Consider the following 13764-nt stretch of genomic DNA (forward strand, 5'->3'; position numbering starts at 1 on the left):
GTTCAGAAATCCTCCACGTCACGCCCGCCGCGCGGGGTGACGAGGTACCGCTCGTAGTCGTTGGCCCATTCCTCCGTCTCGGCGTTGCCGACGACCAGCGAGGTTCCCATGCCGCCGACCTCGTCGTCGTGGTCGGCGGCCTCGCCGAGCGTCGTGATGGTGTGCGTCTCGTCGTCGAGGTTGCGTCCGGCATCGCCGCGACCGGCGTCGTTGACGATGGCGACGGGGACGTCGTCGTGGCGTTCCTCTCGCAGAATCTCGACCGCTCGTTCGTAGTTGCGCCAGCAGTTGTAGAGGACGACGACGAACCCCGAGATGGCGGCGGCCCGCAGTTTCTCCGCTATCTCGTCCCAGCCGCGCCACTTGTCCGAGAGCGATATCGTGCAGAAGTCGTTCGACAGCGGCGCGCCGAGGTTGGCGGCCGCGCCCAGCGCCGCCGTGACGCCGGGGACGATCTCGATAGGGACGTCCGTCGCGTCGTCGGCGTCGGCCATCGTGAACACCAGGTCGCTCTTGCCGTACACGTTCGGGTCGCCGCCGGAGACGTGGGCGACGTCCTGGCCGTCGCGAACCCGCTCGAAGGCGTCCCGGGCTAGCTCAACCTGGCGGCCCATCGACGAGCGGATCAGGAGCTGTCGGGAGCCGTCGGGCCGTTCGAGGACGGTGCCCTCCTCGCCGGCTGCCGTCAGGTCGTTCCCACTGGCCACGGCACCGCTGCCACCGTCCGCGGCGGCCTCCACCGCAGCGCTCTCCGGCGGGAGTGTCCCATCCTTCCGGAGGAACTCCTGGTAGAGGTTCGAGGCGACGACGACGTCGGCGGACTGGATGACGTCTTTCGCTCGCTGGGTCATCGCGTGGGGAAGGCCGGGACCGATGCCGACGACGTACAGGGTGCCGTAGTCGTCGGCCGATTGCTCGCTGGTTTCGGCCATGCTACCGCCCCACCGCCACGGTCACGGCGTCGTCGTGGCGCTTCTTCTCCAGGAGGAGTTCGTGCTCCGAACCGCCGGCGATGGCCGACGCCTCGGCGATGCCGGGCCAGCCGATGAGTTCCCTGGATCGAGATGGGGTCGGTCCCTCGAACTCCTCCAGGTCCTCCTTCTCGAAGGCGACGACTCCCATCCCCCACTCCTCCGCGGCGGCGAGCATCCCGTCCTCGTCCTCTTTTCGGGTACCCGTCGCGACGAACTCCACGTCCCCGCGGTCGTAGTCGGTCTCCGCGAGGGTGGCGTCCCAGGCGTCGTGGAACTGCTCAACCGTCGCGCCGGAGACGCTCCCGGTGCCGAGGACGATTCCGTCGTCCGCGTTCCGCTTGAGCACGGTGACGTCGTCGCCGACCATGACTGCCTTTGGCCCGTCGAGGCGCTCGATAGGTCCGAGTTCGTCGTCCAGCACGGCCAGGTTCGTCGCAACCGTCGAGTCGCCGTTGACGACGTGGGCGTCCAGCGCTTTGGCCTGCTTCTCGACGCCCTGTTTGTCCGCCGCCTCGCTGGCGGTGGTCATCGCCGGCACGGCGCCCATCGACGCCAGGTCGTCGGCGATCTGGTTCGCGCCGTGGTGGCCGCCGGTGATGGGGATTGCCCAGGTCAACGCTTCGTCGACGACGACGATGGCGGGGTCGTCCCACTTGTCGTCGAGCAACGGTGCCGTCTTCCGCATCGCGATGCCCGACGCCATCAGGCCGACGAAGCAGTCGTACTCGCCCCAGTGCTCGGCGAAGACGTCGCCGTGGTACTCGATAATCTCGATAGCGTCGTACCGGTCGCCGATGCCCTCGACTATCTCTCTGGCCGTCTCCATCTTCCGTTCGAAGGCGACGACGGCTATCTCCTCGGCCACTTCCCCGTCGGAATCCGGCGTGGAACAGTGGCCGCTCGATCCGTCCGAGTCAGCGTCGCTCGTGTCTGTGTCGTCTGTCTCAGTACTCATTGGAAATCACCGGCCGGTGAATTGACCGCACGCGGTGGCCGACCGACCAACCGCGTCGGGTGGACTGAAAGGGGCCGCTGGCTGCGGGAACCCCGGCGACGGTGAGCCGAGTGCAACGAGGCGAACGTCGGAAGGCGAGCGAAGCGAGTCTTCCGGAACAAGCACGCGAGCGAAGCGAGCGCGCACAGCGAGCCGCGGGACCGCAGCCAGCGGGGGCTTTCGGGCCGTTCTCGCGGGATGTTGCAGTCCATACTAATCGTCGGCCTCCGTCTGTTCGGCAGCGTCCTCGCCATCAGATCCTCGATTCGCCCAGCCGTCGTAGAGATAGGAGCGCTCGTAACCCGACCCACTCACCGCCTCGCCGATGACGACGAGCGCAGAGGCACGGTACCCGGCGTCCTCCACTTTGTCGGCGATAGTCCCCACAGTCCCTTCGATGACGTCCTCGTCGGGCCAGGAGGCGTGGTACACCACGGCGACCGGCGTCTCTGGGTCCCGACCGTCGTCGAGCAGGCGGTCCATCGTGTCGCGGACCGCATGAGTTCCGAGGTAGACGCAGGTCGTCACGTCGCCCATCGCGACGAACTCCGAAATGTGGTCCTCGTCCTCGGAGAGCGTCTTCCCCTGCGGGCGCGTGAACGCGACGTGGTTGGCGACCTCGTTGAGAGTGAGTTGCGTCCGGAGCGTCGCGCTCGCGGCGAACGCCGACGTGACGCCGGGGACGAAGTAGGTCGGGACGCCCTCGTGCTCCAGCGCGTCCATCTGCTCCAGGGCCGCGCCGTAGATGGCCGGGTCGCCGCTGTGGAGGCGGACGACGGTCCGGTCCGCCTCGTAGGCGTCGCGCATCAGGGGGATCAGCTCTTCCAGGTCCTTCCCGATGCTCGACACCTGCTCGGCGTCGGCGCAGAACTCCTCGAGCAGTTCGCTGTTGACCAGCGAACCGGCGTGGACCACCAGGTCCGCTTCCTCAACGAGTTCCCGGCCTTTGACCGTCAGCAGTCCGGGGTCGCCGGGTCCGGCGCCGATGAAGGGGATACCCTCCTGTTCCTCGCCGGCCGTCTTCTCGTGGACGCGCGGGTCACGCTCACCGGCCGTGGTCCCGTCGTCGACTACCGGTTGGGAGCCCGTCATCGGATCGTCTCCGGCGGTTCGTCGCCACAGGCCTCGCTCTCGGCCGGTTCGATCGCTGCGTCGTCGTTCGAACGACGACCCCCGTCCGTCGCAGTCGGGGAGTCGGTCGGCTCGAACGCGGCGGTCGCGAGGTCGGCCGTCGGGTCGTCGCGTTCGGCGTAGGCCAGGGTGTAGTAGTCCCGCTCGGCGACGTCGGCCGGGTCGTCGGTGACCAGGGTCTCGCCCTGCTCCATGAACAGGCGGCGGCCGTAGACCACGTCGTAGTCGGCGTCGACCAGCCCCTCATGAGTCGCCGGCGCGTCCGTGACCTTGAACAGGACCATCCTGTCGGGTCCCGTGGGGGAGTGACCGCCGGCCGCCTCCCGGAGTGCGAGGCCCGACCCAGCCGGAATTTCGACGTCCAGTGCGGTCGCGAAGGCAGTCACGGCGCTGACGCCCGGCACCACCTCCAGGTCGACGTCGTCGTGGAACGCCGCCATCGTCCGCCGGAGGTGACCGAACGTCGAGTAGACGTTCGGGTCGCCCAGCGTCACGAACGCGACGTCGCCCTCGCGGGCGGTCGGCGCGATGGCCGCGGCGGCCTCCTTCCAGGCGCAACGCAGTTTCTCCTCGTCGCGTGTCATCGGGAAGTCGAGGTCGCCGATGCGCTCCTCGGGGACGTGTTCGGTCGCGACCGACCGGGAGAGGCGTCCGGGCGAGTAGACCACGTCGGCGCGTTCGAGGACTCGCTTGCCCCGGACCGTGACGAGGTCGGACTGTCCGGGCCCCAGCCCGACGCCGTAGAGCGTCATCGGGACCCCTCCGGGTCGGATCGAGCCAGTTTGTCGGTGGTCGGGGTGCGTCCGCCGTCGGCTGCGACCGCGTTGTCGTCGGTCGCTGACTCGCCGGCGCCGCCGACGAGCATGTAGACGGGATTCTCCGCGTCGAAGCTCGTCGCGCCCGCCAGCTCGTAGCCGTGGCTCACCTGGAACTGGAGGACTTCGTCGAGCAGGTCGCGCTCGCGGAACGCCTGCGTCGCCGCACCGGCGACTTCCAGGCGCGAGACGTTCATCACGACTCTGTCGATGCCGGCCGCGACGGCGCGGTCGAGGACGGCTTCGTAGTTCCGACTCCCGCCGAGAAACAGCACCGTTGCGTCGTCCGGTATCCCGTCCGGGGCTTCGGCCTCTCGCAACTCGACCTCCGCGTCCGTGTCGTTGGCAGCGAGGTTCTTGCGGGTCACGTCGAGGCGCCCGGGTTTCCGTTCGAGCGCGGTGACCCGACCCGCCCTGCGGGCCGCTTCGATCGTGACGGCGCCGGTACACGACCCGACCTCGACGAAGTGGTCGGCGTCTGACAGCGCGAGTTTACTCGTGAGGACGGCCCGAACCTCCGGTTTGGTCGGTCCGGCCTTCGCGTCGTGGGGGAGCGCAACGCGGGACATCGACTAGTGCAACTTCCGTGACTCGTAAAACAATTGTGGTTGTATTAATCAAACCCATGTTGTCCAAAGGGGCCAGAGGACACCGATCGGCGCAAGCGAGCGCGAACTAACGCAAAGGTATTTGCACGTCGGTGCCGGAACAGTACTCGATGGCGAAGGACGCCACGTCCGGGACGAGCGCGTCGGTCCTCCGGAACAAGCGCAACGCGACCCAGTACCAGATCCTCGTCCAGATAGCGGACCGCCAGCCAGCGGTCAGCCAGCAGGAGATCGCCGACGTGATCGGCATCACGTCCCAGGCGGTCAGCAACTACCTCCAGGACCTCGTCGAACGCGAGTACGTCCGCAAACTCGGACGCGGGCGCTACGAGGTCACCAAGGAGGGGGTCGACTGGCTTATCTCGCACACGACCGAACTCAGGGAGTTCGTCGACCACGTCTCCGACGACGTCGTGGGCCAGGTCGACATCGACGCGGCGATCGCGACCGGCGAGATCGAGGAGGGAGAGCGCGTCTCGCTGTCGATGCGCGACGGGATCCTCCACGCGACACCGGGTGCGGCGGGAAGTGCAACCGGAGTTGCAGCCACCGACGCCGAGTCGGGCGAGGACGTCGGCGTGACGGACTTCGACGGTGTCGTCGATTACGACTACGGCGCGGTGACCATCGTCTCCGTCCCGCGGATCGAGGACGGGGGAAGCGAGATGGTGGACGGCGACGCGATCGTCGCCTTCGCCGACGACCACGACCTCGTTGCCGTCGCCGGGAACGAGGCCATCGTCGCGGCGCGGCGGGCGGGCCTGTCTATCGACATTCGCTTCGCGAGCACCGACGCCGTCCGGGAGGCGGCGACGAAGGGGCTCGACGTGCTCCTGGTCGCGACTGCCGACCGGCTATCGTCACACACCGACAGCCTCCGCGACCAGAACGTCAGCTACGAAGTCCGCGACGTCCCCGACGACGGCGAGTGACCGATATCGGTTGGCCCGGGGGTCCGGGTCTGCTCGTCCCTGCCGACAGTGGGCGAATCGACGGACGACTTTTGTCGACGGACGACGTCTGTCAACACGCACCGGTCGCGACCAGTGCGGGAGCCCAACCAATGACCTACGAGATCGAACTCGACGACGAACTGGGAGAGCGCATCGAACGCCACCTCGAGGACGACGAGACGCCAGCGGAGTTCATCGGCGAGCTCCTGTCCGTTTACGAGACGGAAGGGAGCTTTCTCCAGGAAGGCTACTCCGAGTAAACCGGTTCGGACCCTGTCTGGAGGCTACCGACGACGTGAACGGCGAATTTGCCGAACCCGGCTGTGTGCGAGTTGATTCCCGCCTCTACGAAGCGCCAGACCGTGAGCTTCGAGAACCGGCAGACGTGTCGCCTGACCGACGAAAGTATGCGTCGGGCGTCCGAACTCGGACGTACGATGAAACGATCACAGACGGCACGGACCGGACCGGAGTCTCCGGCGCGTCAGCACCACAGTACCGGGACGAGCGGCGTGTCTTCGACGGCGAGAGCCTACGCCCGTAGCGCGTTGCACTCGGGTGCGCTCGCGGGACTACTGGGAGTCATCACTGCAGTTCGGGCCAGGCGGACGCTTCTGGCCGGTGCTACCGACGACGCGACGCGCCAGAGCATGCTGGCCGTGTTCTGGCTCGGCGTGGCGATGACCCAGTGGGGGCTCAACAGGTCGGCTCGCCAGGAGGCGCGGGCCGAAGCCGTCGAAGTGACAGACCTCGAAGCGCCGGCCGTGGACGGATAGGTCACCGGCTGTCGTCAGCGCGAATCCGACGAGTCGGTTCCCTGACCAGCCTCTCAAACTAGAATGTGTCCAGCGGACGGCGCCAGCAACAATTAAGTGGAGGTTGACTGAATAGTCAGTCAGTTATGGACCACAGCGATCGGATCGTGGACCTGGTCGAATCGCTCACTCGCGCGGAGAAGCTCGCTCTCGTCCACGGAGCGCCCGACCCGGACGGAACGGCGACGGGCTATCTTCCCGGCGTGGACCGACTCGGTGTGCCCGAACTGAAGCTGGCAGACGGTCCACTCGGCGTCAGAACCCCCGGACAGGCGGCGACGGCGTTCCCGGCGTCCATCGCGCTCGCGGCGACGTTCGACGACGACCTCGCGCGACGGCAGGGCGCAGCTATCGGGCGCGAGGCGAACGCGCGCGGGCAGGACGTCCTCCTTGGCCCGGGGCTCAACCTGATACGGGTCCCCCACTGCGGTCGCAACTTCGAGTACTTCTCGGAAGACCCCGTGCTCACCGGCTCCTTCGCCGGCGCTGTCGTCGAGGGGCTCCAGTCCGAGGACGTCGTCGCGACGCCGAAACACTTCGTCGCGAACAACCAGGAGACCAGACGCACCAGAGTCAGCGCCGACGTCTCCGAGAGAGCCCTGCGGGAGTGCTACTTGCCCGGTTTCCGCGCCGCCGTCGACGCCGGTGCCGGTGCGATCATGACCGCCTACAACCAGATCAACGGGACGCACGCGAGCGAGCACCACCGACTCCTGACAGAGGTTCTGAAGGGCGAGTGGGGGTTCGAGGGGTTCGTCATGTCCGACTGGTTCGGCACGGAGACCACCGTCGGCGCCGCCAACGCCGGCCTCGACCTGGAGATGCCCGGGATCACCAGCGAGGAGATGATGGAATCGTTCGACATGCCGGACCTGGAGCTCTCGGACATCGACTTCGGGAACGCCGACGCGCTCCCGACGCCGGAGACCGCCGGCACGCGCATGTTCGCCGAACCGCTCGACGAGGCCATCGACGCCGGAGACGTGCCCGAGGCGCGCCTCGACGACATGGTCGCCCGCATCCTCGGCCAGATGGAGCGATTCGGCGTCCTCGACGACGAGCGGAACGAAGGCGAGATCGACACCCCTGAACACCGCGAAATCGCCGAGGAGGTCGCGACCCGTGGTACCGTCCTGCTCGAAAACGACGGCGTCCTCCCTCTCGACGACGACGCGGATGTGGCGGTGGTCGGACCGGCCGCGACCGTCGCCATGCTCGGCGGCGGCGGGTCCTCGGAGATGACGGCGTTCGACGAGACGCCGACTGTCGACGGGATCCGGGAACGAGCCGGCGGGACGGTCACCTACGCCCAGGGCGTCCCCGAGATCGAGATTCCGTCGTTCTTCGACGACATCTTCGGCGACGACGAGGCCGCAACCGACGCAGACGCCGACACCGATTCGGCGTCCGTCGCCATCGACGACGCCGTCGAGGCGGCCGAATCGGCCGAGGTCGCCGTCGTCGTCGTCCAGGACGCCACGACGGAGGCCGAGGACCGCGACGACCTCCGGCTCCCCGGCGACCAGGACGCCCTCGTCGAGGCGGTCGCCGCCGCGAATGACCGGACCGTCGTGGTCGTCCAGTCCAGCGGCCCCGTCGAACTGCCCTGGCGCGACGACGTCGCCGCCGTCGTCGAGTCGTGGTACCCCGGCCAGGCCGACGGCGACGCCGTCGCGTCGGTGCTCTACGGCGACGCCGACGCCGGTGGCCGCCTCCCTGTCACCTTCGCGCCCGAGTCTGAGTACCCGGCGACGGAGCCCCACCAGTACCCCGGCGACGACGAGGTCCACTACGACGAGGGCGTCTTCGTCGGCTACCGCCACTTCGACGACACTGACGCCGAGCCGACCTACCCCTTCGGCCACGGCCTCTCCTACGCCGAATTCGCCTACCGTGACGTCGAGATGGTCGACGACGAGACGGTCCGCGTCACCGTCGAGAACACCAGTGAGCGGGACGGCCGCGAAGTCGTCCAGGCGTACGTCCGCCCGCCGCACGTCGCCGACGTCGAGCGACCCCTTCGGGAGTTCGCCGGCCACACCGCCGTCGATATCCCCGCCGGCGAATCGGTCACGGTCGACGTCACGCTCGACGACCTGGCCTTCCGTCGCTACGACGAGTCCGACGGCTGGACGGTCGACCCCGGTGCATACGGCGTCGAAGTCGGCCGGTCCTCCCGTGACGTCCGCGCCGAGACCGGCGTTTCGCGGTAGCGACGTCGGAGGAGAGCCTCTGTCTCGGTTTTGGTGGTCTCGTTCGCGTTCTCCGTTAGAATCCGAGGAGGTCTCCCATTCCGCTTCCACTGCCGAAATCGTGTGGGTCTCCAAAGTTTTCCCGTTTCTTCACTATGAACGTGAATTCGGTTTGATCCATACCCATCCCGCGTCCTCCCGAGAACTTGTTTTCGAGCTCGCGCCAGCCGTCCATATCGTCAATGCCGCACGTTAAGGCAATCACGTAGGGATAGTTATCGGCGTAATCTTCCAACTGGCCCCGGAGTTTCTTCTTCTTCCCGTTGTCGAAATGGCGTTTCATTTCGATTCCGACTACATCATCGATGACAACGTCTCCTCGTGAATTTCCACGCTCGCGACTGACAACGTATCCACCATCTCTGCCACCCATGATGCCGTCCATCCCTCCGGTATTCTGCTCGTTTAGCTGTTCATCAAGAAAGTCAGAAAGGTCGTTCTGGAATTTACTTTCGTGGCCGTAATCTTTCGCTGGTCTCCACGCTTCCGCAAGTTCAACCACTTTCTGATACGTTTGATTGCCCTCCCCAAACATAGCCACTTGTGGAGTACGGAACATGATAAAGTTAGGGTCTGAATATACAAAACCGCCGTTTTGGCAACGGTGGAGGCCAATGATAGGAAGTAACTGTAAATAGACGTGATTTGAGGTACCATCTTATCAGTAGATACCTCTCTACGTTCAATTCAATTTACACACCAACCATGAGACTGAGGGATTTGAACCACGCCCACTTCGGTCGCTCCGCTCCCTCGTGGTCTACTTCAAATCCTCAGCGGACGCTCTTTGTTCGTCACGTCCGTTCCTCACAAAATCACGAGCGCTGAGGGATTTGAACCCCCGACAACATGGTCCGAAGCCATGCACTCTGTCCAGGCTGAGCTAAGCGCCCTGTACCAACTGCTATACTGCGGTTCCGGTTTAAACTCCCCGGTTCGGAGTGGGGGTGTCACGTGTTAGGTTACGACGAAAAGGATATAGGAGCCGACTGACACCACTTCACCAGTGCGGGAAATCGACTCGAACGGACTGTGGGGGGACCACCTGTGAGCTACACACTCGGTGGTCGACTGGACGGAGCATCGATCCGTCCCGGGACGAACGTGCTCGTCACCGGGCCGCCGTTGACCGGCAAGCGCCGGCTGGGACGCGAGATACTCCGCCACGGCATGGCAGCCGGTGAGGGGTCTATCGTCATCTCGACGCACGACTCGGCCGAGCGGGTCGAGGAGGTGTTCGCGGCCGCCAACGGCACCGACGACGACTTGCTGGGTATCGTCGACTGCGTCACCAGACACGTGGGCAGGTCACCGACTGACACCGACCGGGTCCGCTACGCGTCCTCGCCGACGGACATGACTGGCATCGGGATCAAATTCGCCGAGTCCATCGAGTACTTCCAGTGCGAACACGGGGTCGAACACAACCGCGTCCTGTTGAACTCCGTCACGACGCTGCTCCAGTACACCTCGCTCCAGACCGTCTTCCGGTTCCTCCACGCGCTCACGACGCGCATCGAGGAAGTCGACGCCATCGGCGTCGCCATCGTCGAATCGACGGTCCACGACGAAGAGGCGATGGGCACCATCCGCGAGCTGTTCGACGGCGTCGTCGAGACCGACCTCGACGGGTCGCTGTCGGTCGACCTCCCGGCGACCGACGGAGACGACGGAATCCGCGGGTCCTGATCCCCGATAGACTCACTTCGTTCGTCTATCGAGCCCTGCGTTCGCTGCGCTCGCGCATGCTGCCAGCACGCTTTTTTGCGCGCCACCCCTCGATTCGGGTATGCCCGTCGAATCCGACGAAGACCTTCGGGAGATTCTCGACCACGACACCATCGCCGTCGTCGGCTGTTCGACGACGCCGGGCAAGGCTGCCCACGACGTCCCGGCCTACCTCCAGAACCAGGGCTACCAGATCATTCCCGTCAACCCGTTCGCGGACGAGGTTCTGGGCGAGCGAGCCTACGACTCCCTGACGGACGTGCCGGACGAAATCGACGTCGTGGACGTATTTCGCCCGAGCAAGGAGGTCGAGGGCATCGTCGACGCGACGCTGGAACGCGACGACGTGACAGCCGTCTGGCTGCAGCTAGGCATCGAGGACGACGAGGCCGCCACACGGGCCGAGGACGCCGGGCTCGACGTCGTTCAGGACCGGTGTATGAAGGTCGAACACGAGCGGCTGGGCTAGTCCTCGGCCGTCGCGGTAGTCTCTGATAGTGGTGGTTGTAAGCCCGTACCGGCGTTCGACGTGGCCTGTACCGGCGAACGCCGGTACAAAGTTACAACCACCACTATGAGTCCGCGGGCGCGTCCTCGGCCGCTGACCCCTCCGCTGGAGACTCCCCGGCGTTCGCGTCGACGTCGGCGGCGATGGCGTCCGCGTCGAGGTCCAGCTCCCCGGCGACGGCGTCGAGAATCGCCCGCTGTTCGGCCAGCTCGGTTTCGAGCGTCTCGACGCGTTCACCCGTCTCGTCGACGGTCGAACGGACGTCCTGTACCTGTTCCCGCAGTTCGTTGAGCCGTTTGTACGTCTTCTCTGCCACGTCGGCCAGTTTCTGCACCTTCTTGGCCGTACTTCCCAGTCCCATACGGGGCCGTTCGACGCGGGGCCTTGTGGCCGTTTCGACTTCCAGATAGTTGTCAGGTACCCGGGAGTGACTCGAACGGGGCCGCCGGAACTGCTGTGAGAGAATTTCGACGGAAGTGCGGGCTCAGATGCGGTCGTACACGTCCGCGAGGCGGTCGACCGAGTGTTCGACGCTCACCGTCTCGCGGTGGTCGAGACAGGTCTCCCGCAGGTCGTCGTACTCGGACAGCGCGCGCTCGATGTCGCTGCGGAACGCCTCGATGTCCCCTTCGGGGTACGTGAATCCCGTCTTCCCGTCGACGATGGTGTCGCTCAGCGCGCCGCTGTCGACGCCGACGACGGGCGTCCCGCAGGCGTTGGCCTCCATCGCGACGAGGCCCTCCGTCTCGACGGGGCTGGGGAAGGCGAACACGTCGAGCGCGCTGTAGAACTCGGGGAGTTCCTCCCGGTCGAGGAAGCCGAGGAACCGGGCGTCGACGCCGACGTCGGCCGCCTTGCGTTCGAGATCCTCGCGTGCCGGCCCGTCGCCGCCGAACACCAGGGTCACGTCGAGGCCGTCGGCGGCGTCGACGACGTCGTCAAGGCACTTCTCGTAGCCGTGGCGGCCGGTGTAGCCGACGAGGGGGCCCTCGGGCAGGTCGTATCGCTCGCGGAACGAGTCGGTCTCGACCGGGTGGAAGAACTCGACGTCGACGCCGTTGGCGACCACTTCGACGGGTGTCGCGACGCCGACGTTCTCCCGGACGTGCTCGGCGGTGCGCTCGCTCGGCGCGACGATGAGGTCGGCGCGGTCTAGGAACCAGCGCTCGTAGCGCGAGGCCGAGCTGCGGACGGCCTTCTCGACGGCGCCGTTGAACGAGATGTAGGAGGCGTACTCGCTGATCGGCGTGTGGTAGGAGGCGACGAGCGGGACGTCGAGGCGCCGGGAGAGGCGATAGCCTCCCACGCCGAGGCTGAACGGCGTGTGCGCGTGGACGACGTCTGCCTGACTGACAGCCTCGGGAATCTGCGGGACGCCCACCCTGAAGCCGTCGTAGAAGGGGAAGGGCAGACTGGAAACGGGGTGTTCGCCCGCGGTCGCCTCGTGGTCGCTCCGCGGGTAGACGACGTCCATGTGACTCCCACGACCGAGCCATCGTTCGCGCCACGTCTTGACCGTGTAGGTGACGCCGTTCACGGTGGGGAGATAGGTGTCCGTGAACGCGGCGACGCGCGGGAGTTCCATCGGAGAGAGGTTTGCCGACCAGTGGCTAAATGGTTGTTCCTTCCATCCGGATGGTGGGTGCTTACGTGGAACCGTCCACGTTCGACGCGAGCGGTCCGGTACTGGCAATCCGATAGTCGCGTCGGTGTGACACGACGGACCGACGGGCCGACGGACAGGACGGGCCGACGGACAGGACGGACAGACGGAACGAAGGTCCGACGCGCGGGTCCCCAGGCCCGGGTCGCCCCAGTCAGACGAGGTCGACGTACAGCGATTCCAGTCGCTCGCCGACGCGGTCGAGACCGTGTTCGGCGGCCGTCTCGCGGGCGTTCTCGCCCAGGCGCTCGCGCAGGTCGGGATCTTCGGCGAGTCTGTCCAGCGCGTCGGCGAACTCCGCTTCCGACGAGCAGATCAGGCAGTCGTGGCCGTCCTCGTAGAACTCCCGGAAGACGGGGATGTCCGAGAGGACCACGGCCTTCCCGCAGGCCATCGCCTCGAGGACGACGATGCCCTGGTTCTCCACCTTCGCGGGGAACATGAACACGTCGCCCGCGCCGTAGGCGCCGCGAATGTCGTCGACCCAGCCGGTGAAGGTGACGTTCTCGGGCGGCTCGTTCGTCCACTTGCGGACCGTCGCCGAGGCGCTCGGGCCGCTCTCGTAGGTGCCGTACCAGGTGAAGTCGTAGTCGGTCCGCCGGGCGACCCGACAGAACGTCGAGAGGCCCTTGCGCTCGAAGACGTTGCCGACGGCGAACACGCCCATCCCCTCGACGTCGTAGCGCTCGCGGTACTCCTCGCGAAACCCCTCGAATCCGTCGAGTCGCCCCAGGTCGATGCCGTTCGTGATGGGCTGGATGGGGGCGTCGACGGGATAGGACTCCAGGACGCCTCTGGTGTACTCGCTCGGGCAGAGGACGAGGTCGGCCTGGGAGTAGAACCACCGGAGGTACCGGCCGAGCGCCGGCGCGACGGCGTTGGACCCCCGGAAGCTGTTCCGGAAGTCCTCGCGCGTGACGTGGGCGTGGAGGACCAGCGGCGTGTCGGTCCGCATCGCGTGGCGTGCCGTCGCGACCGTCCCGGGTCCGATCATGTTGCAGTGGACCACGTCGACGTCCGCGAAGAACCGGTCGCCCCCGAGCTTCGCGAGGCCGGCCCGGACCGGGTCGTCGCCGTTCCACGGCGAGGTGACGACGTCGACGCCGGTGTCGGCCAGCGCCTCCCGCTGGTGTTTCACCGACGTGCCGATGCCGCTCCGGTCCAGTTGCCCCGCCAGTTCCAGGTAATTCAGCGCGCGCACGGTGTTCCGTCCTCCACAATCCGACAAAGATGTGTCGGATCCCCACGGGTCGATTGCTCTCGCTCGCACCAGCACCACCGCGACGAAGCGATAGCTATTCCCGGCGAGGTGGCCGAGTAGTG

General features: G+C 66.5%; 15 protein-coding genes and 1 tRNA gene. 6 read left to right on the forward strand and 10 right to left on the reverse strand.

Annotated features, from left to right (window positions below; genetic code table 11):
* Positions 1 to 2 precede the first annotated feature (2 nt).
* From BM337_RS16870 to cbiT, 5 genes are all read right to left on the reverse strand, one after another.
* On the reverse strand, positions 3 to 932 hold the full coding sequence (locus tag BM337_RS16870; protein WP_089818061.1) for a precorrin-3B C(17)-methyltransferase: 930 nt from the start codon (positions 930 to 932) through the stop codon (positions 3 to 5).
* A 1-nt stretch (position 933) separates the two neighbouring features.
* The gene (cbiG, locus tag BM337_RS16875; protein ID WP_089818063.1) at positions 934 to 1929 is read right to left on the reverse strand and encodes a cobalt-precorrin 5A hydrolase; all 996 of its coding nucleotides are present in this window, start codon (positions 1927 to 1929) and stop codon (positions 934 to 936) included.
* A gap of 252 nt (positions 1930 to 2181) precedes the next feature.
* Positions 2182 to 3060 (reverse strand): cobalt-precorrin-4/precorrin-4 C(11)-methyltransferase, encoded by an 879-nt coding sequence (locus BM337_RS16880; protein WP_089818065.1) that lies wholly within the window; start codon positions 3058 to 3060, stop codon positions 2182 to 2184.
* Positions 3057 to 3851, reverse strand: a complete 795-nt coding sequence (locus tag BM337_RS16885; RefSeq protein WP_089818067.1) for a cobalt-factor II C(20)-methyltransferase — start codon at positions 3849 to 3851, stop codon at positions 3057 to 3059. The genes BM337_RS16880 and BM337_RS16885 overlap by 4 nt, the downstream gene beginning before the upstream one ends.
* Complete coding sequence (gene cbiT, locus BM337_RS16890) at positions 3848 to 4483, reverse strand: precorrin-6Y C5,15-methyltransferase (decarboxylating) subunit CbiT (protein WP_089818068.1); 636 nt, start codon at positions 4481 to 4483, stop codon at positions 3848 to 3850. Before cbiT ends, BM337_RS16885 begins: the two co-directional genes overlap by 4 nt.
* Before the next feature lie 149 nt (positions 4484 to 4632).
* On the opposite strand from cbiT, the gene BM337_RS16895 reads away from it, so the two are divergent.
* The 4 genes from BM337_RS16895 (at position 4633) to BM337_RS16905 (ending at position 8503) form a co-directional block, all read left to right on the forward strand.
* A complete protein-coding gene (locus BM337_RS16895) occupies positions 4633 to 5454 on the forward strand; it encodes a DUF7839 domain-containing protein (protein ID WP_089818070.1) in 822 nt (273 codons plus the stop codon).
* A gap of 131 nt (positions 5455 to 5585) precedes the next feature.
* A complete protein-coding gene (locus BM337_RS21255; protein ID WP_177227590.1) occupies positions 5586 to 5735 on the forward strand; it encodes a DUF7557 family protein in 150 nt (49 codons plus the stop codon).
* Positions 5736 to 5912: 177 nt separating this feature from the next.
* Entirely contained in the window at positions 5913 to 6251 is a 339-nt protein-coding gene (locus BM337_RS16900) for a hypothetical protein (protein WP_143117734.1), read from the forward strand.
* 125 nt (positions 6252 to 6376) lie between these two features.
* Positions 6377 to 8503 carry a beta-glucosidase gene (locus BM337_RS16905; protein ID WP_089818075.1) on the forward strand — a complete coding sequence of 709 codons (2127 nt, stop codon included), beginning with the start codon at positions 6377 to 6379 and terminating at the stop codon, positions 8501 to 8503.
* A 55-nt stretch (positions 8504 to 8558) separates the two neighbouring features.
* On the opposite strand, the gene BM337_RS16910 is transcribed toward BM337_RS16905, so the two are convergent.
* The gene (locus tag BM337_RS16910; RefSeq protein ID WP_089818077.1) at positions 8559 to 9077 is read right to left on the reverse strand and encodes a hypothetical protein; all 519 of its coding nucleotides are present in this window, start codon (positions 9075 to 9077) and stop codon (positions 8559 to 8561) included.
* Between the two features lie 283 nt (positions 9078 to 9360).
* Positions 9361 to 9435: transfer RNA gene (locus BM337_RS16915), tRNA-Arg, on the reverse strand.
* A 154-nt stretch (positions 9436 to 9589) separates the two neighbouring features.
* Here BM337_RS16915 and BM337_RS16920 point away from each other — a divergent pair.
* Both BM337_RS16920 and BM337_RS16925 read left to right on the forward strand, forming a co-directional pair.
* The gene (locus BM337_RS16920) at positions 9590 to 10231 is read left to right on the forward strand and encodes an RAD55 family ATPase (protein ID WP_089818079.1); all 642 of its coding nucleotides are present in this window, start codon (positions 9590 to 9592) and stop codon (positions 10229 to 10231) included.
* Positions 10232 to 10331: 100 nt separating this feature from the next.
* Complete coding sequence (locus tag BM337_RS16925; protein ID WP_089818080.1) at positions 10332 to 10739, forward strand: CoA-binding protein; 408 nt, start codon at positions 10332 to 10334, stop codon at positions 10737 to 10739.
* 103 nt (positions 10740 to 10842) lie between these two features.
* Here BM337_RS16925 and BM337_RS16930 read toward each other — a convergent pair whose 3' ends face one another.
* From BM337_RS16930 to BM337_RS16940, 3 genes are all read right to left on the reverse strand, one after another.
* Entirely contained in the window at positions 10843 to 11139 is a 297-nt protein-coding gene (locus tag BM337_RS16930; protein WP_089818082.1) for a DUF5798 family protein, read from the reverse strand.
* A gap of 123 nt (positions 11140 to 11262) precedes the next feature.
* Positions 11263 to 12363, reverse strand: coding sequence for a glycosyltransferase (locus tag BM337_RS16935; RefSeq protein ID WP_089818084.1), 1101 nt, complete (start codon positions 12361 to 12363; stop codon positions 11263 to 11265).
* Positions 12364 to 12595: 232 nt separating this feature from the next.
* Positions 12596 to 13642: a glycosyltransferase family 4 protein gene (locus tag BM337_RS16940; RefSeq protein WP_089818085.1), complete on the reverse strand. Its 1047-nt coding sequence runs from the start codon at positions 13640 to 13642 to the stop codon at positions 12596 to 12598.
* Positions 13643 to 13764 lie beyond the last annotated feature (122 nt).

This window comes from Halomicrobium zhouii (assembly GCF_900114435.1).
Taxonomy (GTDB): Archaea; Halobacteriota; Halobacteria; order Halobacteriales; family Haloarculaceae; genus Halomicrobium; species Halomicrobium zhouii.

What these genes read in the sequence shown, in the direction of transcription:
- BM337_RS16870 (WP_089818061.1), bottom strand. Translation starts at nt 932, where the DNA reads ATGGCCGAAACCAGCGAGCAATCGGCCGACGACTACGGCACCCTGTAC.
- cbiG (WP_089818063.1), bottom strand. Translation starts at nt 1,929, where the DNA reads ATGAGTACTGAGACAGACGACACAGACACGAGCGACGCTGACTCGGAC.
- BM337_RS16880 (WP_089818065.1), bottom strand. Translation starts at nt 3,060, where the DNA reads ATGACGGGCTCCCAACCGGTAGTCGACGACGGGACCACGGCCGGTGAG.
- BM337_RS16885 (WP_089818067.1), bottom strand. Translation starts at nt 3,851, where the DNA reads ATGACGCTCTACGGCGTCGGGCTGGGGCCCGGACAGTCCGACCTCGTC.
- cbiT (WP_089818068.1), bottom strand. Translation starts at nt 4,483, where the DNA reads ATGTCCCGCGTTGCGCTCCCCCACGACGCGAAGGCCGGACCGACCAAA.
- BM337_RS16895 (WP_089818070.1), top strand. Translation starts at nt 4,633, where the DNA reads ATGGCGAAGGACGCCACGTCCGGGACGAGCGCGTCGGTCCTCCGGAAC.
- BM337_RS21255 (WP_177227590.1), top strand. Translation starts at nt 5,586, where the DNA reads ATGACCTACGAGATCGAACTCGACGACGAACTGGGAGAGCGCATCGAA.
- BM337_RS16900 (WP_143117734.1), top strand. Translation starts at nt 5,913, where the DNA reads ATGAAACGATCACAGACGGCACGGACCGGACCGGAGTCTCCGGCGCGT.
- BM337_RS16905 (WP_089818075.1), top strand. Translation starts at nt 6,377, where the DNA reads ATGGACCACAGCGATCGGATCGTGGACCTGGTCGAATCGCTCACTCGC.
- BM337_RS16910 (WP_089818077.1), bottom strand. Translation starts at nt 9,077, where the DNA reads ATGTTTGGGGAGGGCAATCAAACGTATCAGAAAGTGGTTGAACTTGCG.
- BM337_RS16925 (WP_089818080.1), top strand. Translation starts at nt 10,332, where the DNA reads ATGCCCGTCGAATCCGACGAAGACCTTCGGGAGATTCTCGACCACGAC.
- BM337_RS16930 (WP_089818082.1), bottom strand. Translation starts at nt 11,139, where the DNA reads ATGGGACTGGGAAGTACGGCCAAGAAGGTGCAGAAACTGGCCGACGTG.
- BM337_RS16935 (WP_089818084.1), bottom strand. Translation starts at nt 12,363, where the DNA reads ATGGAACTCCCGCGCGTCGCCGCGTTCACGGACACCTATCTCCCCACC.